The sequence below is a fragment of the Klebsiella grimontii genome (assembly GCF_900200035.1).
GTDB classification, from domain to species: domain Bacteria; phylum Pseudomonadota; class Gammaproteobacteria; order Enterobacterales; family Enterobacteriaceae; genus Klebsiella; species Klebsiella grimontii.
The window spans coordinates 266,700-292,912 of sequence record NZ_FZTC01000034.1 but is presented as its reverse complement, the minus strand read 5'-3'; the positions used below and the strand labels follow the sequence as shown (position 1 = coordinate 292,912).

The 26,213-nt window shown below is 55.2% G+C and carries 27 protein-coding genes; 7 read left to right on the top strand and 20 right to left on the bottom strand.

Features of this window, described 5'->3' with window-relative positions:
* The first annotated feature begins 500 nt into the window (after positions 1-500).
* Complete coding sequence (locus KOSB73_RS26920) at positions 501-911, top strand: Spy/CpxP family protein refolding chaperone (RefSeq protein ID WP_024358721.1); 411 nt, start codon at positions 501-503, stop codon at positions 909-911.
* 33 nt (positions 912-944) lie between these two features.
* On the opposite strand, the gene KOSB73_RS30980 is transcribed toward KOSB73_RS26920, so the two are convergent.
* Positions 945-1,106, bottom strand: a complete 162-nt coding sequence (locus tag KOSB73_RS30980) for a hypothetical protein (protein ID WP_004135901.1) — start codon at positions 1,104-1,106, stop codon at positions 945-947.
* A gap of 24 nt (positions 1,107-1,130) precedes the next feature.
* Positions 1,131-1,832, bottom strand: coding sequence for a pirin family protein (locus tag KOSB73_RS26915; RefSeq protein ID WP_024358720.1), 702 nt, complete (start codon positions 1,830-1,832; stop codon positions 1,131-1,133).
* Between the two features lie 104 nt (positions 1,833-1,936).
* Between KOSB73_RS26915 and KOSB73_RS26910 the strand changes: the two genes are divergently transcribed.
* Entirely contained in the window at positions 1,937-2,833 is an 897-nt protein-coding gene (locus tag KOSB73_RS26910) for a LysR family transcriptional regulator (protein WP_024358719.1), read from the top strand.
* A gap of 37 nt (positions 2,834-2,870) precedes the next feature.
* On the opposite strand, the gene KOSB73_RS26905 is transcribed toward KOSB73_RS26910, so the two are convergent.
* The 11 genes from KOSB73_RS26905 to KOSB73_RS26855 form a co-directional block, all read right to left on the bottom strand.
* A complete protein-coding gene (locus KOSB73_RS26905; protein ID WP_004135903.1) occupies positions 2,871-3,239 on the bottom strand; it encodes a DUF805 domain-containing protein in 369 nt (122 codons plus the stop codon).
* Between the two features lie 126 nt (positions 3,240-3,365).
* Positions 3,366-4,352 (bottom strand): glutathione S-transferase family protein, encoded by a 987-nt coding sequence (locus tag KOSB73_RS26900; RefSeq protein ID WP_064411711.1) that lies wholly within the window; start codon positions 4,350-4,352, stop codon positions 3,366-3,368.
* A gap of 74 nt (positions 4,353-4,426) precedes the next feature.
* On the bottom strand, positions 4,427-4,819 hold the full coding sequence (locus tag KOSB73_RS26895; RefSeq protein WP_004125512.1) for a DoxX family protein: 393 nt from the start codon (positions 4,817-4,819) through the stop codon (positions 4,427-4,429).
* Between the two features lie 323 nt (positions 4,820-5,142).
* Positions 5,143-5,442, bottom strand: coding sequence for a YqjK-like family protein (locus KOSB73_RS26890; RefSeq protein WP_004135905.1), 300 nt, complete (start codon positions 5,440-5,442; stop codon positions 5,143-5,145).
* Entirely contained in the window at positions 5,439-5,837 is a 399-nt protein-coding gene (locus tag KOSB73_RS26885) for a phage holin family protein (protein WP_024358717.1), read from the bottom strand. Before KOSB73_RS26885 ends, KOSB73_RS26890 begins: the two co-directional genes overlap by 4 nt.
* A 2-nt stretch (positions 5,838-5,839) precedes the next feature.
* A complete protein-coding gene (locus KOSB73_RS26880; protein WP_004125506.1) occupies positions 5,840-6,145 on the bottom strand; it encodes an ElaB/YgaM/YqjD family protein in 306 nt (101 codons plus the stop codon).
* Positions 6,146-6,191: 46 nt separating this feature from the next.
* Positions 6,192-6,560 carry a DUF1090 domain-containing protein gene (locus KOSB73_RS26875; RefSeq protein ID WP_004125504.1) on the bottom strand — a complete coding sequence of 123 codons (369 nt, stop codon included), beginning with the start codon at positions 6,558-6,560 and terminating at the stop codon, positions 6,192-6,194.
* A gap of 150 nt (positions 6,561-6,710) precedes the next feature.
* A complete protein-coding gene (mzrA, locus tag KOSB73_RS26870; protein ID WP_162626098.1) occupies positions 6,711-7,088 on the bottom strand; it encodes an EnvZ/OmpR regulon moderator MzrA in 378 nt (125 codons plus the stop codon).
* A gap of 8 nt (positions 7,089-7,096) precedes the next feature.
* On the bottom strand, positions 7,097-7,759 hold the full coding sequence (gene yqjA / locus KOSB73_RS26865; protein WP_004125499.1) for a DedA family general envelope maintenance protein YqjA: 663 nt from the start codon (positions 7,757-7,759) through the stop codon (positions 7,097-7,099).
* A gap of 338 nt (positions 7,760-8,097) precedes the next feature.
* A complete protein-coding gene (gene exuR, locus KOSB73_RS26860; protein ID WP_004135908.1) occupies positions 8,098-8,874 on the bottom strand; it encodes a transcriptional regulator ExuR in 777 nt (258 codons plus the stop codon).
* A gap of 127 nt (positions 8,875-9,001) precedes the next feature.
* Positions 9,002-10,303 (bottom strand): MFS transporter, encoded by a 1,302-nt coding sequence (locus tag KOSB73_RS26855; RefSeq protein WP_004135911.1) that lies wholly within the window; start codon positions 10,301-10,303, stop codon positions 9,002-9,004.
* A 482-nt stretch (positions 10,304-10,785) separates the two neighbouring features.
* Here KOSB73_RS26855 and uxaC point away from each other — a divergent pair, with 482 nt between their 5' ends.
* From uxaC to KOSB73_RS26840, 3 genes are all read left to right on the top strand, one after another.
* Positions 10,786-12,198: a glucuronate isomerase gene (gene uxaC / locus KOSB73_RS26850; RefSeq protein ID WP_004135913.1), complete on the top strand. Its 1,413-nt coding sequence runs from the start codon at positions 10,786-10,788 to the stop codon at positions 12,196-12,198.
* Between the two features lie 18 nt (positions 12,199-12,216).
* Positions 12,217-13,704 carry a UxaA family hydrolase gene (locus KOSB73_RS26845; RefSeq protein WP_098141281.1) on the top strand — a complete coding sequence of 496 codons (1,488 nt, stop codon included), beginning with the start codon at positions 12,217-12,219 and terminating at the stop codon, positions 13,702-13,704.
* Positions 13,705-13,798: 94 nt separating this feature from the next.
* A complete protein-coding gene (locus KOSB73_RS26840; RefSeq protein ID WP_004135916.1) occupies positions 13,799-14,353 on the top strand; it encodes a YgjV family protein in 555 nt (184 codons plus the stop codon).
* Between the two features lie 15 nt (positions 14,354-14,368).
* On the opposite strand, the gene sstT is transcribed toward KOSB73_RS26840, so the two are convergent.
* The 6 genes from sstT to KOSB73_RS26810 all read right to left on the bottom strand — a co-directional run bounded on the left by sstT (position 14,369) and on the right by KOSB73_RS26810 (position 21,368).
* Positions 14,369-15,616 (bottom strand): serine/threonine transporter SstT, encoded by a 1,248-nt coding sequence (gene sstT / locus KOSB73_RS26835; protein WP_098141279.1) that lies wholly within the window; start codon positions 15,614-15,616, stop codon positions 14,369-14,371.
* A 254-nt stretch (positions 15,617-15,870) separates the two neighbouring features.
* The gene (locus KOSB73_RS26830; RefSeq protein ID WP_024358714.1) at positions 15,871-16,839 is read right to left on the bottom strand and encodes a TerC family protein; all 969 of its coding nucleotides are present in this window, start codon (positions 16,837-16,839) and stop codon (positions 15,871-15,873) included.
* A 250-nt stretch (positions 16,840-17,089) separates the two neighbouring features.
* Positions 17,090-18,079, bottom strand: coding sequence for a Gfo/Idh/MocA family protein (locus KOSB73_RS26825; RefSeq protein ID WP_024358713.1), 990 nt, complete (start codon positions 18,077-18,079; stop codon positions 17,090-17,092).
* Between the two features lie 69 nt (positions 18,080-18,148).
* Positions 18,149-18,652 carry a M48 metallopeptidase family protein gene (locus KOSB73_RS26820; protein ID WP_004135921.1) on the bottom strand — a complete coding sequence of 168 codons (504 nt, stop codon included), beginning with the start codon at positions 18,650-18,652 and terminating at the stop codon, positions 18,149-18,151.
* A gap of 77 nt (positions 18,653-18,729) precedes the next feature.
* Complete coding sequence (locus KOSB73_RS26815; protein ID WP_098141277.1) at positions 18,730-20,373, bottom strand: glycoside hydrolase family 43 protein; 1,644 nt, start codon at positions 20,371-20,373, stop codon at positions 18,730-18,732.
* A 128-nt stretch (positions 20,374-20,501) separates the two neighbouring features.
* Positions 20,502-21,368 (bottom strand): AraC family transcriptional regulator, encoded by an 867-nt coding sequence (locus tag KOSB73_RS26810; protein WP_049100223.1) that lies wholly within the window; start codon positions 21,366-21,368, stop codon positions 20,502-20,504.
* 106 nt (positions 21,369-21,474) lie between these two features.
* On the opposite strand from KOSB73_RS26810, the gene KOSB73_RS26805 reads away from it, so the two are divergent.
* Positions 21,475-22,818, top strand: coding sequence for a glycoside-pentoside-hexuronide (GPH):cation symporter (locus KOSB73_RS26805; protein ID WP_064343247.1), 1,344 nt, complete (start codon positions 21,475-21,477; stop codon positions 22,816-22,818).
* A gap of 104 nt (positions 22,819-22,922) precedes the next feature.
* On the top strand, positions 22,923-24,053 hold the full coding sequence (rlmG, locus tag KOSB73_RS26800; RefSeq protein ID WP_004135930.1) for a 23S rRNA (guanine(1835)-N(2))-methyltransferase RlmG: 1,131 nt from the start codon (positions 22,923-22,925) through the stop codon (positions 24,051-24,053).
* Positions 24,054-24,127: 74 nt separating this feature from the next.
* Here rlmG and KOSB73_RS26795 read toward each other — a convergent pair whose 3' ends face one another.
* The gene (locus tag KOSB73_RS26795; RefSeq protein ID WP_064343246.1) at positions 24,128-26,149 is read right to left on the bottom strand and encodes an NADPH-dependent 2,4-dienoyl-CoA reductase; all 2,022 of its coding nucleotides are present in this window, start codon (positions 26,147-26,149) and stop codon (positions 24,128-24,130) included.
* Positions 26,150-26,213: the final 64 nt, after the last annotated feature.

Sequence of the window (26,213 nt, the reverse complement as noted above, 5' to 3'; positions counted from 1 at the left end):
AATGGCGGGGGTTTTTGCTTCATATGGCAGGTTGAAACACAGGGCAGATGAATGCCTGTCCACGACGCTATACCCAAAAGAAAGCGGCTTAACGGTCAGCTTCCTCATTCAAAGAAAACCCTCGTCAGAAATGGCGGGGGTTTTTGCTTCATATGGCAGGTTGAAACACAGGGCAGATGAATGCCTGTCCACGACGCTAGCGGGCATAGGGCGCGGGTGTAGTCGATCAGTTAAGGCGTCAGCCACCACCTGGCAATAAAGCGGAGACAATGCGCAAGGCAGGTCTGCCATCAACCGCAGGATGAATCATACGGCCATTAATTTTCCTTTCTTATTTATTATATATTTTAAATAAATGCATTTGGTTTTATTATTCATATTTATTATGTGTTTTCTTTTTTTAACTACATTTATATGCACTATTTTTTACATTTCTTCATCTGCTTCTGAAAAATAATAGCCAGCCACATCGGTGATAATTAATCAGGATAAAAGAAAAAATGAAATTAATGACCCGCATTGCAGTGACAACCGTCCTCGCCACTGGCTTCTCAATGGCGGCACAGGCTGCGGATGTTAACGCTGCGCCAGTCCCGGCGCAGGATCCGATCGTCCAGCACTTAAAACTGACCAACGATCAGGTAACGAAAATTAAAAGCCTGCATCAGCAGCTGGAGAAAAGCGTTCAGCAGATCTCGCAGAAAGATATTAAAGACGGCGTATTATTTGATGTGATTGATTCCGGAAAATGGAATGAAAAAGCGGTCAAAGATCAGCTGGCGGCGTTTAGCAAAGTCGAACAGCAGGTTCGCTATTATCGCGTGAAGTACTATTTTGATGTCAATCAGGTCCTGACGCCAGAACAGCGTAAGCAGGTACAAAAAGATTTAGCTCAGGCACTGAGTGAGTAAATCTATCGGCCCCGGCTGGGGCCGATATTGACGTCAGGCAACGCTTTCTTCATCCTGGAGCCGTATCTCCGCTTCTGCGACGATCGCCTCCAGCTCGCTTAACATCTCTTCATAACCAAAACCCACCGTTGTCATGGTTTCTGGTTGCGGCTGCGGCACTGCTAGCGCCACTTTTTTGGTTTTCTTCTTGCCCACTGACACACTCCCTTACTGCCGTTGTTACACTGGTAAATCTATCAGCAAAGCGCGCAGCGGCGTATCGGCGACGAGGGTAATGTTAGCTTCGTCACGAATAAACGCGCCATCGCCGCAGGTCAGTGCCTGTTTCTCTTCTTCCTGTACCCGTGCATGCACCGTGCCATGAATCGACTGCAGGTAGGCCCGTGGGCCGTGGAGCTGCACGCTAAGCTGCTCGGCTTTCGCCAGATTGATATGGTGGATCCATACCTGCTGGCGCAGCTGGAGACTCTTCTGGCTGCCGTCCGGCGAAGCCAGCAGCTGCTGAGCTCCCTCGGCGATAGCGATTTTTTGCACCAGCGGGTTTTCATGCTGCGGGCAGGCATCCAGCCACAGCTGCATTCGCGTCAGCGAGCGCTCTTTGCTCAGGTTGTGCTCGCTGTAGCTCACGCCGGGCTGGGTAGAAATCAGCAGCGCTTCGCCAGCTTTCGCCTGGATATGGTTGCCATCGCTGTCGCGGTATTCCGCTTCACCTTCCAGAATCAGGTTCAGAATGTCGACTTTCGGATAGGTGCGCGGCTGAAACGACGCGCCGGGCGCCAGAACTTCCTGGTTGAGCACGCGCAGCGACGCGTAACCTAGCAATTTCGGGTCGAAGTAGTGGCCAAAGGAAAAGGTGTAGCGGGCCTGCAGCCAGCCGAAGTCAGCTTGACCGCACTGTTTGGCTGTTCGGGTTGTAATCATCTTCTTGACCTCTCTTTACACTAAATCAATGGTAAAGGTATGGACGCTGTATTGTTAGCCAGATATTCTGCCCGGTATGTTCAAATTTCCTGAATGAGAGTGCGATGGCTAAAGAGAGAGCATTAACGCTGGAAGCGTTACGCGTAATGGATGCGATTGACCGGCGTGGAAGCTTTGCGGCGGCGGCCGATGAACTGGGTCGAGTGCCTTCCGCGCTCAGCTATACCATGCAAAAGCTGGAAGAGGAGCTGGATGTCGTTCTGTTCGACCGTTCAGGTCATCGAACAAAATTCACCAATGTTGGCCGAATGCTGCTCGAGCGCGGGCGCGTTTTGCTGGAGGCGGCGGATAAACTGACAACCGATGCCGAAGCGCTATCGCGCGGCTGGGAAACGCACCTGACCATCGTCACCGAGGCGCTGGTGCCCACCACCGGCCTGTTCCCGTTAATTGAAAAGCTGGCAACCAAATCGAACACTCAGCTGTCGATTATTACCGAAGTGCTGGCCGGGGCATGGGAGCGCCTTGAGCAGGGGAGGGCGGATATTGTCGTCGCGCCGGATATGCATTTTCGCTCTTCCTCGGAAATTAACTCCCGGAAGCTCTATTCGGTAATGAGCGTCTACGTTGCCGCGCCGGATCATCCCATTCACCAGGAACCGGAGCCGCTCTCTGAAGTGACGCGCGTTAAGTACCGCGGCGTGGCGGTGGCGGATACCGCCCGCGAGCGTCCGGTGCTGACGGTGCAGCTGCTCGACAAACAGCCGCGATTAACCGTGAGCTCGATCGAAGATAAACGCCAGGCCCTGCTGGCAGGACTGGGCGTCGCCACGATGCCATATCCGCTGGTTGAGCAGGATATTGCCGAAGGGCGTCTTCGGGTGGTCAGCCCGGAGTACAGCAACGAGATCGACATTATTATGGCCTGGCGCCGGGACAGCATGGGGGAGGCGAAATCATGGTGTCTGCGGGAAATTCCGAAGCTATTTATGGTCAGATAAAACAAATTGCGCCCCTTTTTAACGAGGGGCGCATTGTTCAGTAGGAAGTCGGTTTGGGATCCGGCCCGAAGCGGTTATTGCCGGGAGTGCCGTTCTGGCAATTGAAGACCAGGATCACCAGCCAGCCGATAATGGGGATCAGCAGTAATAACAGCCACCAGGCCGAGCGGTCGGTGTCGTGCAATCGACGAAACTGCACCGCCCACCACGGTAAGAAGATCAGCACGCCATAGATGGTCGTCAGAATGCCCTCTCCTCCTGCGCGCTGCCATCCAAGCATTTTATCAATGATGCTGAGTACGCCGGTCAGGATGATGTTGACCAGAATAAACATCCAGTACTCTTTGCGCCGGGCGCGGCCGCCAAATCCAATGTAATTTTTTAATACTTTAAGATACCAGTCCATTTCTACGCCTCGATTAACCGTCAATCACTTGTTTTTAAAGCGATCGAAATAAGAATAGACGTGAATGAAATGGCGGTAAATATTTGTTTTGTGAATTATTGGGCGCGGTAAATCGCGCCCAATCGCTTAGCGGAAGAGAAGATCGCGGCCGTGCGGCTCGTTAAGATCCTGCTGCGGGCCGACGGAGATGATCCCGGTCGGGTTGATCGTCTTATGGCTTCGGTAGTAATGGTTGCGAATATGGGCGAAGTCCACCGTTTCCGCGACGCCCGGCATCTGGTAGATGTCGCGCAGGAAACCGTAAAGATTGAGATAATCGCTGATGCGGCGTTTGTCGCATTTAAAGTGGGTCACATACACCGGGTCGAAACGAACCAGGGTGGTCCACAGACGAATATCAGCCTCCGTCAGCTGATTACCGGTCAGGAAGCGGTGTTGGCCGAGGATTTGCTCCAGACGTTCCAGCGAGGTAAATACCCCATCGACCGCTTCGTCATAGGCCTGCTGGCTGGTGGCGAATCCGGCTTTATAGACCCCGTTGTTGACGTTGTCATAGATCCAGCCGTTCAGCTCATCAATTTGCGCGCGCAGCGCCGGCGGGTAGTAATCTCCTGCGCGGGCGCCCAGTCCGTCAAAGGCGGTATTCAACATGCGGATGATTTCCGCCGACTCATTGCTGACAATGGTTTGCTGCTTCTTGTCCCACAATACCGGCACCGTAACGCGCCCGCTGTAGTGCGGATCGGCATGCAGATAGAGCTGATAGAGAAATTCGTGCTGGTAGAGGGTATCGCCCGTGGCTGCCGGGAAGCTATCGTCGAAAGTCCAGCCGTTTTCAAACATCAGGGGGTTGACCACGGAGACGGAAATAAACGGCTCAAGCCCTTTCAGGCTGCGCAGAATCAAGGTGCGATGCGCCCATGGACAGGCAAGAGAAACGTACAGATGGTAACGGTCTTTTTCCGCAGCGAATCCGGCTTGGCCGCTTGGGCCCGGCGCGCCATCGGCGGTTAGCCAGTTGCGGAAGGCGGAAACAGAACGCTTGAATCGCCCCCCGGTGGATTTGGTGTCATACCAGGTATCGTGCCAGACGCCGTCAACTAATTGTCCCATTGTTGCCTCCTTCAGATAGCAAAAGCGAGGAGATATCCCCTCGCTTTTTTAGATTTTCACTCAGTATAGTGTGCTTACCACTTTTTATTCAGGACGCGGTCAATACTAAACGCGCCTGGACCGGTGATAGCCAGCAGCAGGAAGCCGCCTGCGATGCTCAGGTTCTTCATGAACATCAGCGAGTTCACGCCCTCAGCAAAGTTGCTGTGGAACAGAAACGCGGTCAGTACGGTGAAGCCCGCGGTGAACAGCGCGGTGGTACGGGTCAGGAAACCGAACAGGATTGCCAGACCGCCGCCGAACTCAAGCAGGATAACCAGAGGCAGCATAAACCCAGGGACCCCCATGGCTTCCATATATTGTTGTGTACCCGCATACCCGGTAATTTTTCCCCAACCTGCGGTAATGAACAGAATGGGCATCAGAATGCGCGCTACCAATACACCAACATCTTCTAATTTTTTCATTTCTAACTCCAGGAAACCCAAAGGGCGGCGATTTCGTTTTTTGGTGCAATCCTGCGTAGTTACGCGGGCTTGCTGTCGATGGAGAGGATATTAGCGAGGATGAGATGTGATTGTTAGCAAGGAAAACTGTAGTTCTTTTTCAAAGTTTCTGAGCAATTATTGATAAACGAAATGAATAGAAAGGGTGATATAGCGGCGCAGCGGGAGAGTGATTAGGGCGGCGAGCAGAAGGGCAAATCTGATGGGACAGTACGACGATATTGATGCCGGGCGGCGGCTGGCGCCTGACCCGGCTGACATAACCCAGACGTGAGAAATCAGCCTTAGCGCGATGCGGTCTGCTGCAACAGCTTGCGGGCCATACGCCAGGTGCTCCAGATACCGAGGCTGCGTTTTGTCCAGCGGAGCAAAAAGCGCGGATGGCGAACGGACCATACCGCGACGAGGCCGCTGCCGACCATTGCCCATGAACGCAGGTTGAGCAGGGTGTTCCAGCCACGGTCGATTGGCGCGGTCGCCTCAAGCCAGCGGCGGCGGCTGGCGTTGAGATCCAGCCGCTGCTGTTGGATTTGACGTAGCAAAAGCGCCTTTTGCCGTTCGCGTTCCTGCTGGTCGCGGCTCATGACTTGTCATCCTCCAGCAATGCCCGGTCATTAGCCAGCTCCTGGCGCGTCAGGCGCAGGAACGTCGAACGACGCGCTTTGCGTAACGTCCAGATCCCGCCAATGAGCGCCGCCAGCAGCAGAATCACGGTGGTGGCGATCATCACGTTTAACCGATATTGCGCATCGACGGCCCAGATGATGAGGACTAACAGGCTCATCAGGCCGAACGCGGCGAACAGCAGCGTCAGCCCGAGCATCAGGAATAGCTGGAAGAGATTGGCTTTCTCCTCTTCCAGCTCCACGACGACGAGGCGCAGACGCGTTTCGACCATTTCGACCAGCAGGGTGACTATCCGCTGGCCAATGCCGAAAACGCTTTGCCCCGGCCCTTGCGTGCTTTGAGAATTCGCCATAATCAACGACGCGTCAGCAGGACACCCAGCACCAGCCCGACGGCAGCACCAATTCCTACGCCGGTCCACGGGTTTTCACGGACGTATTCATCCGCACGCGCAGCGGTTTCGCGCGTTTGCTTCACAATGGCGTCGCTGGTTTCACCCAGGCGAACGCGGCTCTCTTTCAGCGCGCTTTCGGCTTTACTACGCAGTTTACCAATCTCTTCTTTCGACTTATCCGTGGAGGAGTTCAGCACTTCTTCCAGGGTATCAGCCAGCGTTTTCAGTTCCGCACGCAGGTCTTCTGCAACGTTATCTTTAGCCATGTTTTATCTCCTGTGAAAGTGGTCCATATTGGTCTTGCTTAATCGATTAGTACTCGCGAGACTGTAGCGCTTTCAGCTCTTGCTGCGCTTCATCAAGTTTACGTTGACGCTTGCTGATTTTATCAGCATCGCCTTTCTGTTCGGCTTCGCGCAGGTCATTCTGGCGTTCGCTTATTTCTGCCTGCTGTTTGGCGATTTTTTTCTGGTGATCGGCTTTGAGCTGGCTGTCGCTACAGTTTGCCTGCACTTCGCTAAGCGCCCGTTTCAGACCATCAATACGGTGCTGGTTATGATGTTTTTCGGCGTAGCTTATCTCCCGCTGAATATCTTGTTCTTTTTCCTGACAAGGGGAGATGGCAAAGGCGCTGGCGCTCAGTGAAGACAGAACCAGGATCAAAGCAATGCGGTGTTTCATGGATACGACCTTCCATTGTGTGAGGGAATATCTGAAGGATATACCCTATCCAGTTGATTAACGTGAGCCTGGTGACTCCCGCAGACTTAATGATAGTAAGTAAAACGGGAAATCACCAAACAGGGTGAAAATATTCGGAATTTTCGTGCATTATCCGAATCTGTGCGGGGTATCGCGCAGGCGCGAAATCCAGGCGGTAGGCGAATCATCATCTTCCAGTAAAGCGATAATATAGCCATGCGGCAGGGCGCGGCCCAAAACTTCTTTTGCCGCGGCGCCCTGAGCGCTGGAGTCAAACTTGATGATCAAGCCGTCATTCTGCGGCGTAATGCTTTTAAAGCGGATGCCGTTAGCGTCGAGATGATGCCAGACGGAAAACCCGTCCGGCATGCTGATACCCTGGCTGACGGGACGAATAGCCAGGGTCGACTCCTGCTGTTGCACGGTGAGCCAGAGCCAGAACAGGCCGCACAGGAGTAGCGAACCGCCCAGCACCCAGCTTATCTGACGCAGAGAGGATCGTTGCATCGCCATTGTTAGCCCCGGCTTCTGTATTTTTTCTTCCACAGGACAATCAGCGAACCAATCAGGCCAAATACCAGCAGCGCGACGGGCAGCAGCATCAGGCAGGACATCAGCTGATCTTCATACTTCAGGAATACCGGTGTTTTTCCCAGCAGGTACCCCAGGGAGGTCAGAATCAGGACCCACAGCAGACCGCTCATCCAGTTAAAAAACTGGAAGCGTGCGCTGCTCAGGCCGGATAGCCCGGCGATGGTCGGCAGCAGCGTACGAACGAAGGCGATAAAGCGGCCAATCAGCAGCGCGGAAAGCCCGTGCTTATGGAACAGATGATGCGCGCGCTGGTGGTAGTGTGAGGGAAGGTGCGATAGCCAGTTTTGTACGATTCGCGTATTACCCAGCCAGCGGCCCTGAATATAGCTTAGCCAGCAGCCGAGACTTGCCGCAGCGGTAAGCAGCAGCAGCGTTTCCGGAAAGCCCATCGCGCCTTTAGCAATCAGGACGCCGACCAGCACCAGCAGGCTATCGCCGGGCAAAAAGGCGGCAGGCAGTAAACCGTTCTCAAGGAACAAAATCATAAATAAGACAAAGTACAACATGCCAATCATGGATGGATTAGCGAGAGTTTCGTAATCCTGAGCCCACAAGGCATTCAATAATTGGGTTAATAGTTCCATTCACGATTCCTGGTACATCGGTTAACGGCACGTCTGAACGCGGTATATGCACGGCGACATAGCTTTTTATTAGATTAGGGTCGCTGCTGCGCTCTGAACGGTTCCCTGTTTAAAAGTGAAGTAAGCCAAAGCTAACTCTCAGAACGACAAAATGCATCTAATTGTAACAAACCCGCTGACTTTACGTCAGAGAAATTGCAGTTTGTTGCATTCTGATTTTGCTGATTGCGAAGGAGGGTGGCGAGTGTATTTACACAGGCTGACACTATATATGCTTTGCTTACCCTGAGGGCGTTGCGGGCAGTGAAGGAATCGCTGCCCGGTATGGGGATAAGCGTCTATTTTACGCCGTTGGCGGCCGTATCGAGGTGAACCACCGGATTATCGGCAAACAGGTAGCGATCGGCGTTAAATTCAAAGTCATCGCTGGTTTCGTTGAACAACATCAGCTTGGTATTTTCCAGATGCTGCCACATGGCCAGCTTCGCCGCATGCGGATCTTTGCGAATCAGCGCCTTAAGAATTTGGTCATGATCGTCGCACCAGTTATCGACGGTACGCGAGTCGATATGGTCGTGCAGTTTTTTCCAGTACGGGTTATGCACGCGCTGGGTCCACATTTTTTCTACGATGGCGGCTAACGCGGTGTTTTGCGTCGCCAGCGCCACCTGGACATGGAACTGAAGATCCCATTCGGAATCGCGAAAGCACTTCTCTTTACGCGCATTTTCCTGGATCTCCATCAGCTTCATGATGTCCTGCTTGGTCACCTGAGTCGCCGCGAATTCGGCAATATTGCTTTCTATCAGCTGGCGGGCCTGCAACAGCTCAAAAGGACCATAATTGGCGAATTCCAGCGATTCATCGGCAATTTGCTGATGTTTTGGATGATTGGAGATGACGTGGATGCCGGAGCCTTTGCGAACCTCAACGTAGCCTTCAACTTCCAGCATAATGATGGCTTCGCGAACCACGGTACGACTCACGCTTTTTTCGTCAGCGATAAACCGCTCTGCGGGTAGCTTATCGCCCACAAGGTAGACGCCTTGTTCAATGCGCGACTTAAGCTCAGCGGCAAGCTGCTGATACAGACGACGCGATTCAGTGATTTCCATATTCGCTCCCGGGAGATGGCGACAATATTGGATTTGTTATACCACTTTTACGCGCTTCTCACCATAAAAACAGACGAAAAAGCCGCCTGTATCAAGGCGGCTTCGGATGGGGGCAACTCGCCTGCGTTTAGCTTTGCGTGGCGGGTTTACTCGTTTCCAGCGGCGTACTGTCGTCATCCGCTGATTTATTTTTCAGCACCGTCCAGATAACTACGGCGCCCAGCACATCGAAAACCGCCAGCACGGCGAACAGCGGGCTAAAGCCGATTGTATCCGCCAGCGCGCCGACCACCAGGGCGAACATAGTGCTCGCCAGCCATGCGGCCATGCCGGTCATGCCGTTCGCCGTCGCCACTTCGTTACGCCCAAATACGTCGGAAGAGAGGGTAATTAACGCGCCGGACAGCGCCTGGTGAGCAAAGCCGCCGACGCACAGCAGGGCGATGGCGACAAACGGGCTGGTGAACAGACCGATCATCCCTGGGCCAATCATCAGCAGCGCGCCCATGGTCACCACCATTTTACGCGAAACGATCAGGTTAACGCCAAACCAGCGCTGGAACAGCGGCGGCAGATAGCCCCCAACGATGCAGCCGAGGTCGGCAAACAGCATCGGCATCCACGCAAACATCGCAATCTCTTTCAGGTTAAAGCCGTAGACTTTAAACATGAATAGCGGGATCCAGGCGTTGAAGGTCCCCCACGCCGGCTCGGCAAGGAAACGCGGCAGGGCGATACCCCAGAACTGACGGTTGCGCAGAATCTGCCACGGAGACATTTTCTTACCGTTGTTGGTCTGATGATGGGATTCCTGGCCACCGATAATATAGTTGCGTTCTTCTTCCGTTAATTTTTTCTGATCGCGCGGGTGTTTGTAGAAAACCAGCCACGCCATCGCCCAGGCAAAGCTCAGAACGCCGGAGATGATAAACGCCATCTGCCAGCTGTGCATCACGATAGCCCAAACCACCAGCGGCGGGGCAATCATGGCGCCGATGGAGGAGCCGACGTTGAAGTAACCCACGGCGATAGAACGCTCTTTTGCCGGGAACCATTCGGAGCTGGCTTTCAGACCCGCAGGGATCATGGCCGCTTCGGCGGCACCCACCGCGCCGCGCGCCAGCGCCAGTCCGCCCCAGCTTCCCGCCAGCGCCGTAGAGCCGCAGAACACCGCCCAGGCGATAGCAAAGAAGGCATAGCCGATTTTAGTGCCTAACACGTCCAGCACGTAGCCGGCGACGGGCTGCATAACGGTATAGGCAGCGGAATAGGCCGCGATGATATAGGAATACTGTTGGGTGGAGATGTGTAACTCTTCCATCAGAGTCGGCGCAGCTGCCGCCACAGTGTTACGCGTCAGGTACCCCAGCACGGTGCCTAACGTCACCAGCGCGATCATGTACCAACGTAACCCTTTAATTTTACGCATGTAAACCTCATCGTTTGTTATATATCCGCAGCGGGTGCGGCTATCTTCCAGCCCAGTCACTGAGGCGAAGAAGGTGAAACGGAGGGTTCAGGAGAGGAAACCTCGTATGGCCCGAACCTTGCCATCAACTGTTGTGTCTAAATTCGGTGTCCATACCGGTAAATCCGACGTGATTGTTCGTCGGTAATGCATTCCGTCGGTTTATATGTTTCGACGGCAGCAAGATAACTTGTCATACAACTTCAAAAGTTGAGTGACGTCACAAAAGTGGGAAAGTTTGTGTGGGCATTCATTCTTGCGACAAAGGCCAGAGCTGGCGCGCTTTAGCGGGGATTTTACTCCTTTGATGGTACTTTTTTTGTCGTCGTTTATTGATCTAACTCACGAAAAATACTTCGGTCTGTAGAAATTGGTGTGATAACTTTGTCAGCATTATAGTCAATCATCTGATGGGCTCCTCCGGGGGCGAAGAGGACACGAAAATGACACCGTTTATGACCGAAGATTTCCTGCTTGATACTGAGTTTGCCCGCCGCCTGTACCACGATTACGCGAAAGACCAGCCGATTTTCGACTATCACTGCCACCTGCCGCCGCAGCAGATTGCCGAGAATTATCGCTTCAAAAATCTGTATGACATCTGGCTGAAAGGCGATCACTACAAGTGGCGCGCGATGCGCACCAACGGCGTAGCCGAGCGTCTGTGTACCGGCGACGCCTCCGATCGCGAGAAATTTGACGCCTGGGCGGCCACCGTACCGCATACCATCGGCAACCCGTTATACCACTGGACCCATCTTGAGCTGCGCCGCCCTTTTGGTATTACAGGTAAGGTGCTCTCGCCGGCAACGGCGGATGAAATCTGGAATCAGTGCAACGATCTGCTGGCGCAGGAGAGCTTCTCCGCTCGCGGCATCATGCAGCAGATGAACGTGAAAATGGTCGGCACCACCGACGATCCGGTCGATTCGCTGGAGCATCACGCCTCCGTCGCGAAAGACAGCTCATTCTCCGTCAAGGTGCTGCCGAGCTGGCGCCCGGACAAAGCGTTCAACATTGAGCAGGCAACTTTCAACGACTACATGGCGAAGCTGGGCGACGTGTCTGACACCGATATCCGCCGCTTTGCCGATCTCCAGTCCGCGCTGACCAAACGTCTGGATCACTTTGCCGCTCACGGCTGTAAAGTTTCTGACCACGCGCTGGACGTGGTGCTGTTCGCGGAAGCCAACGAAAGCGAACTGGATAGCATCCTGGCGCGCCGTCTGGCCGGTGAAGCTCTCAGCGAGCATGAAGTCGCGCAGTTCAAAACCGCGGTTCTGGTGTTCCTCGGCGCGGAATATGCCCGCCGCGGATGGGTACAGCAGTATCACATCGGCGCGCTGCGCAATAACAACCTGCGTCAGTTCAAGCTGTTAGGGCCGGATGTGGGTTTTGACTCCATCAACGACCGTCCGATGGCGGAAGAGCTGTCCAAACTGCTCAGCAAGCAGAACGAAGAAAACCTGCTGCCAAAAACCATCCTCTACTGCCTGAATCCGCGCGATAACGAAGTGCTGGGCACCATGATCGGCAACTTCCAGGGCGAAGGCATGCCGGGCAAGATGCAGTTCGGTTCCGGCTGGTGGTTTAACGATCAGAAAGACGGTATGGAACGTCAGATGACCCAACTGGCGCAGCTTGGCCTGCTGAGCCGCTTTGTCGGCATGCTGACCGATAGCCGCAGCTTCCTCTCCTACACCCGTCATGAATACTTCCGCCGCATCCTGTGCCAGATGATTGGCCGCTGGGTTGAAGCGGGAGAAGCCCCGGCGGACATTCAGCTGCTGGGCGAGATGGTGAAAAACATTTGCTTTAACAATGCGCGTGACTACTTCGCCATTGAACTGAACTAAGACCAGAGGTCGGTTGATATGCAATACATTAAAATCCATTCGCACGATAACGTCGCGGTAGCGTTGGCGGATATGGCGGCAGGCACGGTAGTCACCATTGACGGCGATACGGTCACGTTGGCTCAGGATATTGCGCGCGGGCATAAGTTTACGCTGCGCGGGATTGCGAAAGGAGACAACGTCATTAAGTATGGTCTGCCGATAGGACATGCGCTGGCGGATATTGCGCCGGGGGAACATATTCACTCCCACAATACGCGTACTAACCTGAGCGATTTCGACGCGTATAGCTATCAACCGGATCTTAGCGAGCCCGCCGTACAGCCGGCGGATCGCGACATCCAGATTTATCGTCGCGCTAACGGCGAAGTCGGGGTGCGCAACGAGCTGTGGATCCTGCCGACCGTCGGCTGCGTCAACGCCATGGCGCGCCAGATGCAGAACCGTTTTCTGAAGGAAACCAACGACGCGGAAGGTATCGACGGCGTTCACCTTTTCAGCCACACCTACGGCTGCTCGCAGCTCGGGGACGATCACATTAACACCCGCACTATGCTGCAAAACATGGTGCGTCACCCGAACGCCGGGGCGGTACTGGTGGTCGGTCTGGGCTGCGAAAACAATCAGGTCGACGCCTTCCGCGAAACGCTGGGTGAATTCGACCCTGAGCGCGTTCACTTTATGATCTGTCAGCACCAGGATGATGAAGTAGAAGCCGGGCTGGAGCATCTACGTCAGCTATATGACGTGATGCGCCATGACAAGCGCGAGCCGGGTAAGCTGAGCGAACTGAAGTTTGGTCTCGAGTGCGGCGGTTCAGACGGTCTGTCCGGCATCACCGCTAACCCGATGCTGGGCCGTTTCTCGGACTACCTGATTGCTAACGGCGGTACTACCGTGCTGACCGAAGTACCGGAAATGTTCGGCGCCGAACAGCTGCTGATGAGCCACTGTCGCGATGAAGAGACGTTTGGCAAGCTGGTGACGATGGTTAATGATTTCAAACAGTACTTTATCGCTCATGACCAGCCGATTTATGAGAACCCATCGCCGGGCAACAAAGCGGGCGGCATCACTACGCTTGAGGATAAGTCGCTGGGCTGTACGCAGAAAGCGGGCTCCAGCCAGGTGGTTGACGTCCTGCGCTACGGCGAGCGGCTGAAAGTGCACGGCCTTAACCTGCTGAGCGCGCCGGGCAACGATGCGGTAGCGACCAGCGCCCTAGCCGGCGCGGGCTGCCATATGGTGCTCTTCAGCACCGGACGCGGCACGCCATACGGCGGTTTCGTTCCGACGGTGAAAATTGCCACCAACAGCGAACTGGCGGCGAAGAAAAAGCACTGGATCGACTTCGATGCCGGTCAGCTGATTCACGGTAAAGCGATGCCGCAGCTGCTGGAGGAGTTCGTCGATACCATTGTGGACTTCGCTAACGGTAAGCAGACCTGTAATGAGCGGAATGATTTCCGCGAGCTGGCGATATTTAAAAGCGGCGTGACGTTGTAGACCTGATAAACAGGCACAGGTAATAGCGTGACACTCGTTTTTAAAAGCGGCGTTTCAGATAATGATGCGCCGTTTTGTTTTATAAGGACTTTTCATGACCGCGTATTGGCTTGCCCAGGGCGTCGGCGTTATCGCCTTTCTGATCGGGATTACGACTTTTTTCAACCGCGATGAGCGCCGCTTTAAGCTGCAGCTGGCTGTCTATAGCGCCACCATTGGCGTGCATTTCTTTTTAATGGGCGCGTGGCCGGCGGGAATGAGCGCCGAGCTGAATACCGTCCGCACCCTGGTCTCCATGCGTACCCGCAGGATGTGGGTGATGGCCCTGTTTATCGTACTCACGCTGGTACTGGGGCTGGCGAAGCTGCAGCATGCTATGGAGCTGCTGCCGATTATTGGCACGCTGGCCAGCACCTGGGCGCTCTTTCGCTGCTCGGGGTTAACCGTCCGCTGCGTCATGTGGTGCGCGACCGCCTGCTGGGTAATCCACAACTTCTGGCTGGGCTCGATCGGCGGCACCCTGATTGAAGGCAGCTTCCTGTTGATGAACGGTATGAACATCATCCGTTTCCGGCGGATGCAAAAGCGGGGAATCGACCCGTTTAAAGTCGAAAAGGCGGTACAGGGAGAGACCCCCTCCGCGCGTTAGCGGAGGGGGAAGGAATCAGTTGCTCAGGGCGTTTTTGGCAATCTGTTCGTCTTCGGCGATACAGGCGGCGGCGGTAAACAGAACGTCGGTGGAGGAGTTCAGCGCGGTTTCGCAGGAGTCCTGCAATACGCCGATAATAAAGCCCACGGCGACCACCTGCATGGCCACATCGTTCGGAATGCCGAACATGTTACAGGCCAGCGGGATCAGCAGCAGCGAACCGCCCGCCACGCCGGAAGCGCCGCAGGCGCACAGCGAAGCGACGACGCTCAACAGCAGCGCGGTCGGCAGATCTACCGGAACATTCAGCGTATGCACGGCCGCCAGGGTGAGTACCGTAATGGTAATCGCCGCGCCGGCCATGTTGATGGTGGCGCCCAGCGGAATGGAAACCGAGTAGGTATCGCGGTCCAGGTTCAGCTTTTCACTCAGCGCCATATTCACCGGGATATTGGCGGCGGAGCTACGGGTGAAGAAGGCGTAAACGCCGCTTTCCCGCAGGCAGAGCAGCACCAGCGGGTAGGGGTTACGGCGGATTTTCCAGAACACCAGCAGCGGGTTAATCACCAGCGCCACCAGCAGCATGCAGCCAACCAGTACCAGCAGCAGTTGGGCATAACCCCAGAGGGTCTCAAAACCGGTGGTCGCCAGCGTCGAGGCGACGAGGCCGAAGATGCCCAGCGGCGCGAAGCGAATCACCACTTTAACGATAAAGGTCACCGCGTGAGAAACGTCATTAATCAGGTTTTTGGTGGTTTCATTACCGTGGCGCAGCGCGAATCCTAAACCGACGGCCCACACCAGAATCCCGATATAGTTGGCGTTCAGCAGCGCGTCTATCGGGTTGGAAACCATGCTCATCAGCAGCCCGCGCAGGACTTCGACGATACCCGATGGCGGAGTGATGCTCTCTGCCGCGGCGTTCAGGTGCAGCGTAGACGGGAAGATAAAGCTAAACACTACCGCGGTTAACGCGGCGGCGAATGTCCCCAGCAGATAGAGGAACAGGATCGGGCGAATACTGGTTTTTTGCCCCTGCTGGTGGTTGGCGATGGAGGCCATGACCAGCATCAGCACCAGCACCGGCGCTACCGCTTTCAGCGCGCCGACAAACAGCGTGCCCAGCAGCCCAACCGCCACGGCGGCCGGTTTTGAGACCGTCGCCAGCAGTACGCCGAGCACCAGACCGATTAAAATTTGTTTGACTAGGCTACCCTGAGCCAGCCGCCGCAGCAGGGTCGAGCGGGGTGATTGTGTTGCCATGCTTCATTCCTTCCAGTGATGTTGCTGTCCGTCCCGGCGACGTATTATTGGTCACGTTTATGTCCGGATGTAAATAAATGTTTGCCTGGTTGAGTATACGGAAAGAACGCTATTGGGGAAGGGTAAAATGCTGTTACCTGCGCTGAGATCTTATTTTTTAACTGTATATTAACTATTTTGTGACATGAGTAAGAATAATACGCGGAGAAAGTTGCTGGCCGGATGAAAAGGGTCTTCACCCGGCCGTTCAGGCCTTACTGCAGCTGCTTTTTCTTATCGTGCTGCTTATTAACCCAGGCATTGATAAGCAGCGTCAACGTCAGAATTCCGCCAACCACGCCCAGCGAAATGCCGATGGGAATATGGTAAAAATCGACGATCAGCATTTTGATGCCGATAAATACCAGAATCACCGACAGGCCATACTTCAGCATTGAGAAGCGCTCCGCGACGCCCGCCAGCAGGAAATACATGGCGCGCAGGCCGAGAATCGCGAACAGGTTCGAGGTCAGCACGATAAACGGATCGGTGGTCACGGCGAAGATGGCGGGAATACTGTCCACGGCAAAGATAACGTCGCTCAGCTCAACCAGGATCAGCACCAGCAGCAGCGGCGTCGCGTAGAGCACGCCGTTTTGGCGGGTAAAGAAGCGCTCACCCTCGATTTTATCCGTCATGCGCAGATGATTACGGATCCAGCGCACCAGCGGTTTGTCGCCGATGCCGGAATCATCCTCTTTCGCCAGCGCCATCTTCACGCCGGTAAACAGCAGGAACGCGCCGAAGACGTAGAGCAGCCACTCGAACTGGGAAATCAGCCAACTGCCGGCGAAGATCATGATCGTTCGCAGTACGATCGCGCCCAGTACGCCGTAAACCAGCACTCTGCGCTGTAGCGCAGGCGGAACGGCAAAGTAGCTGAACAGCATCAGCCAGACGAAGACGTTATCCACCGCCAGCGCTTTCTCGATCAGATAGCCGGTGAGGAACGCCAGCGCTTGCGGGTCGGCCACGGCGCGACCTTCGGTCTGCACCAGATACCACCAGAAAGCGGCGTTAAACAACAGCGAGAGGGTAACCCAGAGAATGGACCAGCCAGCGGCCTGCCTCATGGTCATGCTATGCGCACCACGCCGTCCCTGCAGCAGCAGATCGATAGCCAACATGATGACCACGACCACTGCGAATCCGCCCCATAACAACGGTGTGCCGACAGTATTCATTACGATATTCCTTACATAAAAACAAAACGGCTGACGTCGGAAGACGGCAGCCGCTGCGCTTTTATGCATAGACCTCGCCTTCCGGCAAGGTCTCACTTACAACAAGAATCTGTTGCCCGGCGACCGGATGCGGTTTTTCACGCATCGTAATGACGATCGGCCGGCAAGGAAGTTACTCCCCTTTGCGCGTAACAAAGTATTACAGGTTATAAATGGCGTCAATGGAGGCCGACGGACCATTTACACAGCTTTACGCCACGGGTTGACTATCCGCCGGGAAGACCACGCCGGTCTGGCGACGAATTTCGCTCAGCAGCTTCGCCGTGATGCGGCTCACTTCCAGACCCGGATGAGCCACCTCGTTGGCTTCGACCAGACGAGCGAACTCCTCCGCTTCATACAGCATAGTATTGATATGCTGCGGCTGGGTGAGATCCTGAGATTTGCCGCCGCGCGGCACGAAGCAGACTTTCTGGCATTCGGAGATTTTTTCGATCACCAGCGCGCCGGCTTCACCCTGGATTTCGCTCGGGATGGCGGAATCGCTTACCTTCGAGTGGTGCAGGGTGACATCAAAATCACCGTAGCTCAGAACGACCGTGCCCTGACCATCGACGCCGCTTTCCAGCAGGCTGGCGCTGGCGTGCACCGCGCGAGGCTCGCCCCACAGAGCCACCGCGGAGGCCAGGCAGTAAAAGCCGATGTCCATGATCGAGCCGTTAGAGAAGGCCGGATTGAAAGTATTGGGATTTTCGCCATCGAGATAGCGCTGATAGCGGGAAGAGTACTGGCAGTAGTTAATAAAGGCTTTGCGCAGCTTGCCGATCTTGTCAAACGACTGTTTAAGCAGCAGGAAGTTTGGCAGGCTGGCGGTTTTGAACGCTTCGAAGAGGACCACGTTATTTTCCCGCGCCGTTTTCATCGCGGCTTCGACTTCCTGCAGGTTCGAGGCCAGCGGTTTTTCGCAAATGACGTGCTTTTTATGGCGTAGAAACAGGCGGGTTTGCGGAAAGTGCAGCGAGTTAGGGCTGGCGATATAGACCGCGTCAACGTCAGGGCTCTGCGCTAAATCTTCCAGCGAAGTAAACAGGTGTTCGACGGGATAATCGCTGGCGAAGGCCTGAGCTTGCTCAAGGCTGCGGGAGTAGATGGCGGTGAGTTTATATTTGCCGGTTTCATGGGCGGCATCGACAAACTGCTTGGTTATCCAGTTTGTGCCAACAACTGCGAAACGTATCATAAACGTTGACGAACTCCGTAAAAGGGACCTTTCGTCACTGTAGCACGCCATCATGACAAAACCAGTGCGCTATGGCGCAGAACGCTCTAACGAAAGCTGGGTCAGCCACAGGCGGGTATCAAACTCCAGCTGATGGTACTGCGGCTCCATATGGCAGCACAGCTGATAGAACGCCTTGTTGTGCTCTTTTTCCTTCAGGTGCGCCAGCTCGTGCACCACGATCATCCGCAGAAAATCCTCCGGCGCATCGCGAAAGACGGTGGCGACGCGAATTTCGGCTTTAGCCTTCAGCTTGCCACCCTGAACGCGGGAGATGGCGGTATGCAGGCCGAGCGCGTTGTTGAGCACGTGGATCTTGTTGTCGTACATCACCTTGTTGATCGGCGCCGCGCCGCGCAGATAGCGTGACTTCAGATCCTGGGTGTACTGATACAGCGCTTTATCGTTGTTGATATCGTGACCCTGCGGATAGCGCTTTTTCAGCACTTCGCCGAGACGGTTCTGTTTGATTAACGCGGTGACCTGCGCCAGCAGGGATTCAGGGTAGCCCTGGAGATAGGTTAAAGTGCTCATGCGGCCTGTTTGGGTCATTCAGCGACAACAGCCGGGGATTCTAGCACCCCGCGCGGGCAGGATGCCAGAAGGCAGCGTTACTCGATTATCGCGTCTTCTACCGCCCGGTAGCTAAAGAAGTCAAACAGCGCCTCTTTACGATGCAGCATGCTATCCACGCAGGCCATGCCGACAAACGCGCCGGTAAACTCGCCGTAGCGGCTATATTCATCGGAAAAACGTGAGGTGTCGTAGACCGCGCCGATGTGTTGGTATTTTTCGCCATCGACGGACCACGAGCACCGTATCTCCCGGCCGTTAATAGCCATCGCCAGATAGACTTCCCCCGTCGCAAGGAGGATTTTCTGCGGGTCGTCGTGACGCTCGCCGTTATCCATATAAATGATGGCCAGCTGCGCTGCGCCGGAAGCTTCATCCCAGGTTTTATGCAAAAACAGATAGTTCATGTTGTCGTAGTAGAGCACCAGGCCAGCGCTGTGCTGATAAATCTCCGGGCTGAAATCCATCTTCGTGACGATAGTGGCGTATACCGAGGTGAGCTTTTTCGCCAGCAGGCTAACTTTATTCAGCGAGCTCAGCGACTCCTGACCGCGTAAGGCAAGGTAGCCCGCTTTACGTTCAAGGCTGGTAAAGCGCTGAAAGCGGATCCGCGGCGCATAGAAGGCGTTATCCAGCGTTTGCCCATCAAAATCATCCCTGTCTGGTTTAGCCGGAAACGGCTGAGAAGGCAGATTCGACTCTTCCACCTGGTGCTGAGCGAGGTTTCCCCCGGCCGCCAGCCGCAGCCAGCCATCATCGCTCCATATCATCTTTTGTATCGCCGTCTCGCGGCCTAGCGGGCAGCGCAGCTCCTGGCGGAAGGGTCTGCTGCAAAGGTGGGTTAACCAGACTTCGCCCGTCGGGGTCTCGACGTAGCTGCCGTGCCCGGCTTTTTGCAGATAGGTTTGCGGATTGAAGTAGTGTGGTTTGAGATGGCCTGCGTCGTGGCGCTCGTTAAAATTCTCCGGCCAGGCGGTGACGATGGGGTTTTGCGGATCGCCTTCATAGGGGCCGGCGACCTGCATTGCGCGCGCCATGGTGACCGCATGGCCGTAGCCGGTGCCGCCTTCGGCGACCATCAGGTAGTAATAATCGCCGCGGCGCGTCAAATGCGGTGCTTCAATACAGCCGCGATCGGTACCGCCGCGCCAGATTCGCTGCGGATAGCCGACAACGCGTTGCCTTTGCGGCGAATACTCCACCAGGCAAATGGCGCCCGGTTTTTCGTAACCTTCGCGGGTTTCCCACTCCAGTGAAACGATCCATTTTTTACCGTCGCTGTCGTGCAGGATAGAAGCATCGAACCCGGCAGAGTGGAGATAAACCGGCTCACTCCACGGGCCGGTGATTTCACTGGCGGTAATAAGATAGTTATCTACATCGAAATATCGCGAATTCATGGAATTCATCACGCCATAAATAACGTAGAATAAATTTTCCTCTTCACACCAGGTCAGGCTCGGTGCCCAAATACCTTTGGCGGAGGGCAGCTTTTTTAAATCCGGATTATTATCATCGGTAAGAACGTGGGTGAGTAATTGCCAATGTTTAAGATCTCTCGAATGGTAAATCGGCAGGCCGGGAAACCATTCAAAGGAAGAGACCGCTACATAATAATCATCGCCGCGCCGACATATACTGGGGTCAGGATTAAAACCTCTAAACACAGGATTCTGAATCATCGTATTTACCCTTAATGCGCAAAATATAGCGATAATTGTAAATAGACGACAGCCCAGGAGATATATAGATTGTTTCTGTTTATATAATAAACGTCTACTTATCCGGTGATGTTGCTCACAAAAAAGAGTTATTTGTCCGCCCGACTGCCCACGGCAGCAGTACTTCTGACTTTGTGCCGGAAAGATTGCGGGGTATCGTTCATCATCTCTTTAAACTTGAGGCAGAAGTAGGCGCTGTCGGTGAAGCCGGCGCTTTGCGAGATATCGCTGATCTTCAGGTCGGTATTGGTCAGCAGGTTGATAGCGATATTGAGTTTGCGCAGCAGCATAAATTTCTTGAAGCTGATTCCAAAGGCGGATTTAAAGGTGCGGGAAAACCAGGATTTTGACCACCGGCAGCGGCAGGCGGCTTCTTCGGTCGTCATTTCAAAATTTTCATTTTCATCAATGGATTGAAGCAGTTCAATAAGCTCGCTGAGGTAGCGATGGTTGGTTCGTTCGGTAATGGGGACAGAATCTTTAAGGCTATTAAAAGCATGCAGCAGCACGCTTTGCATCAGGGAGCGAAACAGCGAATCGGAGAAGTCGCTGAACTCACCGCACCAGCTTAGCAGCAGCTCCAGGCGCTCGGCTTCCTCGCCGGAAAGGTAAGCGACCGCGCCGCAGTGGGCGGCGGGGAGCGACAGGTCGTATCCCTCGAGCCACTCTTTTTCGAATTGCATAAGATAACGCTTGTGGCTGGCGGCGGCCGGGAGCGTCATTTCATGGATCACTAAGGCGGGGACGAAAATCAGGGTATTGTTTTTTACCGTAAATTTCTCATCACCAATCGAATAGCTGCCCTCTGACTCTCTGAACCACATCAGCTCGTCCATCATATGAAAATGAGGGACTACGTTTATGCCGTTGAAATCATTTATGTTATCTACCCGCAGGGTAAATAGCTCACCGGCGCCCACGGGGATCTTTTCGAAAACGGGAGATTCGTCACTCATCGAGTACACTCTTCTTATATTTAACAGGATGATTTATACATAATCGGTAAGCCCTAAGCAATAACGTACAGAGGACAAATATTAACGATCTTCTGGCGGAGGCGCGATGAACACTGTCCGTATCAGTATTAAAGAAAAATTTAGCTATGGGTTAGGGGATACCGGCTGTAATTTAGTCTGGCAAACGGTCATGCTGTTTATGGCTTGGTTTTATACCGACGTATTTGGTTTAAGTCCGGCGCATATGGGGACCATGTTTCTGGCGGTAAGGGTATTAGACGCGGTGACCGATGTATTAATGGGGGCGGTGGCGGATCGTACCCGGACTAAATATGGGCAATTCCGTCCCTATATTTTATGGTTCGCGATTCCTTTTGGCGTACTTTGCTGCTTAACGTTTTATACGCCGGATTTTGGCTATACCGGCAAGCTAATTTATGCCTATGTTTCTTATACCTTATTATCACTGGTCTATACGGCGATTAACGTTCCGTATTGCGCGATGATCAATAATATCTCTAACGATTCCCGCGAGCGCGTTTCGCTTCAGTCCTGGCGCTTTGCGCTCAGTACGCTTGGCGGTCTGATTGTCTCGCTCACCGCGCTGCCGCTGGTGGCCTGGCTGGGCCAGGGTAACGTGCAAAACGGCTATTTTTACACCATGATTGTGATGGGGTGCCTAAGCATCATCCTGTTCTTTATCTGCTTCGGCCTGACGAAAGAGCGCTACACCACGGATATCGCGGTCAATAACCAAAGCAGCATTCTTGATGATCTGAAAACCCTGATCGCCAACAAGGACTGGCGCATTCTGTTCGCGCTCAACGTCGTTAACCTGATTGCGGTGCTGTTTAAAGGCGGGACCACGCTCTATTACGTCAATAACATTATGGGGCGGGCGGATCTGGGCAGCCTGCTGCTGACCACCACCCTGGCTTCCGGCGTGCTGGGGGCGATGCTCTCTCCGTTTATCTTTAAAAATATTGATAAAGTGAGAGGGTTTAAAATCTCGATGGCCATCGAGGCGGCGCTGCTGATAGGCATGTACTTCGTCCCGGCGGGGAACGTGGCCGCTATCTTTGCGCTGGTGATTATCATCAATATTATTCAGCTGGCCGCTACGCCGCTGCAGTGGAGCATGCTGTCCGATATTATCGATGCGGAAGAAAAACGCAGCGGTAAAAAGCTCAGCGGGATCGTTTTTTCAACAAACCTGTTTGCCATCAAGCTGGGGATCGCCATCGGCGGCGCGCTGGTGGGCTATATGCTGGCATGGGGCGATTACGTTGGCGGCGCAGCGCAGCAAACCGACTCCGCGCTGCAGATGATCAAGCTGCTGTTCACCGTCTTCCCCGGCGTGCTGGTGGCGCTGCTGGTGGTCATCATGAGCAAGTACAGCCTGGACGATAAGCGCCTGTCACGCCTGGCGCAGGACGACCTCCCGGCGTGACGGACTGTGGCCCGGAAGAAGGAGATAATCGGCGCATCTCTATTCTACTGGGCGAAGTTTGCGTATAAACTCGCGGGTTTTAGTGTTCCGGAGGCACAGAGGCGATGAGCCAGGTAGAGTTAAACGGTGAGTTATTCACATTAGAGCGGTTCCCGCCAAATGCTGAAGAGGAAGCGCTTCAGGCGTGGGAAGCGGCGGATGAATATCTGCTGCAACAGGTGAATGACGTCGACGGCCTGACGCTCATTTTCAATGACAGCTTCGGCGCGCTGGGCTGTGCGCTCGCGGAACGCAACCCGGTCAGCATCAACGATTCCTACATATCTGAGCTGGCGACCCGCTACAACCTGCGGATGAACGGTATTGATGAAGAGAGCGTACGTTTTCAGGATCCCCTGAGCGAACTGCCTGCGGCACCGGCGCTGGTGCTCATTAAGGTGCCGAAACAGCTGGCGCTGCTGGAGCAGCAGCTGCGCGCTCTGCGCGAAGTTGTCACGCCGGAAACCCGCATTGTTGCCGCCGCGAAAGCGCGGGATGTCCACAATTCCACCCTGGCGCTGTTTGAGAAGATCCTCGGCACCACCACCACATCGCTGGCATGGAAAAAGGCGCGGCTGATTTTCTGTACCTTTACCGCGCCTGAGGTGGCCGATGCGCCGCAGACCTATAGCTGGCAACTGGACGGTACGCCGTGGACGATCCACAACCACGCCAACGTGTTCGCCCGCAGCGGCCTGGATATTGGCGCGCGCTTCTTCCTGGAACATCTGCCGGCAAATATTGAAGGCGAGATCGCCGATCTCGGCTGCGGCAACGGCGTGATTGGCCTGAAAGCGCTGGCCTTAAACCCGGACGCCCGGGTGATGTTCACCGATGAGTCCTATATGGCGGTGGCCTCCAGCCGGCTGAACGTTGAAACCAACCTGCCGGATGACATCGAGCGCTGCGAGTTTGTGGTGAATAACGCGTTGTCCGATATTGAGCCGGACCGTTTCGCCGCGATCCTCTGTAACCCGCCGTTCCACCAGCAGCATGCGATCACCGATCATATTGCCTGGCAGATGTTTAACGACGCCCGCCGCAGCCTGAAGTACGGCGGCGAATTGTACGTTGTCGGCAACCGCCACCTCGATTATTTCCGCAAGCTGAAGCGCGCGTTCGGTAACTGCACGACGATCGCCACCAATAATAAATTTGTGGTGTTGAAAGCGACAAAGGTGCGCAAGCAGCGCTAAGCCTTATCGGCTTCCCCGGTTTCCCCGGCTTGCGGCTGACGCCTTAGCCGGGCTACCGGTCGGGTTTTCTTTCCCTAAATTGATAGCGCCAGCCGGGTGCCCTGGGCGATTGCCCGTCGGGCGTCCAGCTCCATCGCCACGTCGCAGCCGCCAATCAAATGCACCGTTTTACCTGCCGCCTGTAGCGGATCGGCCAGCTCGCGGCGGGGATCCTGACCGGCGCAGATAATCACATGATCAACGTTAAGCACCTGAGATTCGCCGCCGATCGTCACATGTAAGCCGGCATCATCGATCCCTTGATAGCTGACGCCGGGGATCATTTTGACGCCGCGGGCCAGCAGGGTGGCGCGGTGGATCCAGCCGGTGGTTTTCCCCAGCCCGTCGCCGGGCTTGCTGGCTTTGCGCTGGAGCATCACTATCTGGCGCGGACTTTTCGCTAATTGTATCCCTTCCGGGCGCAGCCCGCCCGCGGTCTGCAGGGTGGTATCAATCCCCCATTCGGCGCAGAACTCGCCGATATTCTGGCTGGTGGCGATACCAGACTGGCTGAGGTACATGGCGGTATCAAAGCCGATCCCGCCGCAGCCGATAATCGCCACCTTCTCGCCGACCGGCGCTTTATCGCGCAGGACATCGAGATAGCTCAGCACCTTAGGATGTTCGATTCCCTCGATATTCGGCATCCGCGGGGCGATCCCGGTGGCGAGGATGACCTCATCAAATGCCAGCAGATCGTCCGCGGTCGCCAGAGTTTCCAGCCGCAGCGCGACGCCGGTAAGATCCAGCATTCGGCGGTAATAGCGCAGGGTTTCGTAGAACTCCTCTTTGCCGGGGATCTGTTTGGCGATATTAAACTGGCCGCCAATCTCGCGGTGACCATCAAACAGGGTAACCTGATGCCCGCGCGAGGCGGCGTTAACGGCAAAGGCCAGCCCGGCAGGACCGGCGCCGACTACCGCCAACCGCTTCGGTGTGGTCGCAGGCGCTATCGGCATCAGGGTTTCATGGCAGGCGCGCGGATTGACCAGGCACGAAGTGACTTTACCGGCGAAGATCCGATCAAGACAGGCCTGATTACAGCCGATGCAGGTATTGATCTCATCCGCCCGTCCGCTCTGCGCTTTAGAGAGAAATTCGCTATCGGCGAGAAAAGGGCGGGCCATCGAGACCATGTCGGCGTCTCCGCGGGCCAGGATCGCTTCCGCCACGGCGGGATCGTTAATCCGGTTGGTGGTGACCAGCGGGATCGACACCGCGCCCTTCAGCTTGCGGGTGACCCAGCTAAACGCGCCGCGCGGTACCGGGGTGGCGATGGTGGGAATGCGCGCCTCGTGCCAGCCGATACCGGTATTGATAATCGTTGCCCCGGCGGCCTCAATGGCTTTTGCCAGCTCGGTGACTTCCGCCAGGGTGCTGCCGCCGCTGACCAGATCGAGCATCGACAAGCGGTAGATAATAATAAAGTCGCTGCCTGCGCGTTCCCGCACGGCTCTGACCACCTCGATGGCAAAACGCATGCGTCGGGCGTAGTCGCCACCCCACCGGTCGTCGCGCAGGTTGGTGCGCGCGGCAAGGAATTCGTTAATCAGATAGCCTTCCGAACCCATTACTTCGACGCCGTCGTACCCGGCTTCCCGTGCCAGTTGGGCGCAGCGGGCAAAATCATCGATCAGTTGCAGGATCTCTTCGTGGCTCAGCGCGTGAGGCGTAAAGGGGTTGATCGGCGCCTGCAGCGCGGAAGGAGCCACCAGCTTCGGCTGGTAGCTGTAGCGCCCGGTATGCAGGATCTGCAGCGCAATCTTACCGCCCTCCTCGTGTACCGCATCGGTAATATGGCGATGGTGGGAGAGATGGCTGGCGTCGTTCAGCACCGCGCCGCCCGCCATGGTGACGCCGGAAGGGGCGGGGGCAATTCCGCCGGTGACGATCAGCGCCACCCCGTGGCGGGCGCGCTCGGCGTAAAAAGCCGCCAGCCGCTGCGCGCCGTCCGGGAGCTCCTCCAGGCCAGTATGCATCGAGCCCATCAACACGCGGTTTTTGAGCGTTGTGAACCCCAGGTCAAGCGGGGCGAAAAGCGACGGGTAGCGGCTCATAATTTCTTCCAGTGTAAAATTATTGTTATGTGGTCGGATGAGTTACTAATTTAGCCGTCGCGGG

Excerpts from the sequence above, each read along its gene's own strand:
- KOSB73_RS26810 (WP_049100223.1), bottom strand. The coding sequence starts at position 21,368 with ATGAGTGACGAATCTCCCGTTTTCGAAAAGATCCCCGTGGGCGCCGGT.
- mzrA (WP_162626098.1), bottom strand. The coding sequence starts at position 7,088 with ATGCAACGATCCTCTCTGCGTCAGATAAGCTGGGTGCTGGGCGGTTCG.
- KOSB73_RS26885 (WP_024358717.1), bottom strand. The coding sequence starts at position 5,837 with ATGGCGAATTCTCAAAGCACGCAAGGGCCGGGGCAAAGCGTTTTCGGC.
- exuR (WP_004135908.1), bottom strand. The coding sequence starts at position 8,874 with ATGGAAATCACTGAATCGCGTCGTCTGTATCAGCAGCTTGCCGCTGAG.
- KOSB73_RS26880 (WP_004125506.1), bottom strand. The coding sequence starts at position 6,145 with ATGGCTAAAGATAACGTTGCAGAAGACCTGCGTGCGGAACTGAAAACG.
- KOSB73_RS26895 (WP_004125512.1), bottom strand. The coding sequence starts at position 4,819 with ATGAAAAAATTAGAAGATGTTGGTGTATTGGTAGCGCGCATTCTGATG.
- KOSB73_RS26815 (WP_098141277.1), bottom strand. The coding sequence starts at position 20,373 with ATGATTCAGAATCCTGTGTTTAGAGGTTTTAATCCTGACCCCAGTATA.
- rlmG (WP_004135930.1), top strand. The coding sequence starts at position 22,923 with ATGAGCCAGGTAGAGTTAAACGGTGAGTTATTCACATTAGAGCGGTTC.
- sstT (WP_098141279.1), bottom strand. The coding sequence starts at position 15,616 with ATGGCAACACAATCACCCCGCTCGACCCTGCTGCGGCGGCTGGCTCAG.
- KOSB73_RS26795 (WP_064343246.1), bottom strand. The coding sequence starts at position 26,149 with ATGAGCCGCTACCCGTCGCTTTTCGCCCCGCTTGACCTGGGGTTCACA.
- KOSB73_RS26920 (WP_024358721.1), top strand. The coding sequence starts at position 501 with ATGAAATTAATGACCCGCATTGCAGTGACAACCGTCCTCGCCACTGGC.
- KOSB73_RS26830 (WP_024358714.1), bottom strand. The coding sequence starts at position 16,839 with ATGAATACTGTCGGCACACCGTTGTTATGGGGCGGATTCGCAGTGGTC.
- KOSB73_RS26845 (WP_098141281.1), top strand. The coding sequence starts at position 12,217 with ATGCAATACATTAAAATCCATTCGCACGATAACGTCGCGGTAGCGTTG.
- KOSB73_RS26915 (WP_024358720.1), bottom strand. The coding sequence starts at position 1,832 with ATGATTACAACCCGAACAGCCAAACAGTGCGGTCAAGCTGACTTCGGC.
- yqjA (WP_004125499.1), bottom strand. The coding sequence starts at position 7,759 with ATGGAACTATTAACCCAATTATTGAATGCCTTGTGGGCTCAGGATTAC.
- KOSB73_RS26825 (WP_024358713.1), bottom strand. The coding sequence starts at position 18,079 with ATGATACGTTTCGCAGTTGTTGGCACAAACTGGATAACCAAGCAGTTT.
- KOSB73_RS26905 (WP_004135903.1), bottom strand. The coding sequence starts at position 3,239 with ATGGACTGGTATCTTAAAGTATTAAAAAATTACATTGGATTTGGCGGC.
- KOSB73_RS26900 (WP_064411711.1), bottom strand. The coding sequence starts at position 4,352 with ATGGGACAATTAGTTGACGGCGTCTGGCACGATACCTGGTATGACACC.
- KOSB73_RS26875 (WP_004125504.1), bottom strand. The coding sequence starts at position 6,560 with ATGAAACACCGCATTGCTTTGATCCTGGTTCTGTCTTCACTGAGCGCC.
- KOSB73_RS26820 (WP_004135921.1), bottom strand. The coding sequence starts at position 18,652 with ATGAGCACTTTAACCTATCTCCAGGGCTACCCTGAATCCCTGCTGGCG.
- uxaC (WP_004135913.1), top strand. The coding sequence starts at position 10,786 with ATGACACCGTTTATGACCGAAGATTTCCTGCTTGATACTGAGTTTGCC.
- KOSB73_RS26855 (WP_004135911.1), bottom strand. The coding sequence starts at position 10,303 with ATGCGTAAAATTAAAGGGTTACGTTGGTACATGATCGCGCTGGTGACG.
- KOSB73_RS26890 (WP_004135905.1), bottom strand. The coding sequence starts at position 5,442 with ATGAGCCGCGACCAGCAGGAACGCGAACGGCAAAAGGCGCTTTTGCTA.
- KOSB73_RS26805 (WP_064343247.1), top strand. The coding sequence starts at position 21,475 with ATGAACACTGTCCGTATCAGTATTAAAGAAAAATTTAGCTATGGGTTA.
- KOSB73_RS26840 (WP_004135916.1), top strand. The coding sequence starts at position 13,799 with ATGACCGCGTATTGGCTTGCCCAGGGCGTCGGCGTTATCGCCTTTCTG.
- KOSB73_RS26910 (WP_024358719.1), top strand. The coding sequence starts at position 1,937 with ATGGCTAAAGAGAGAGCATTAACGCTGGAAGCGTTACGCGTAATGGAT.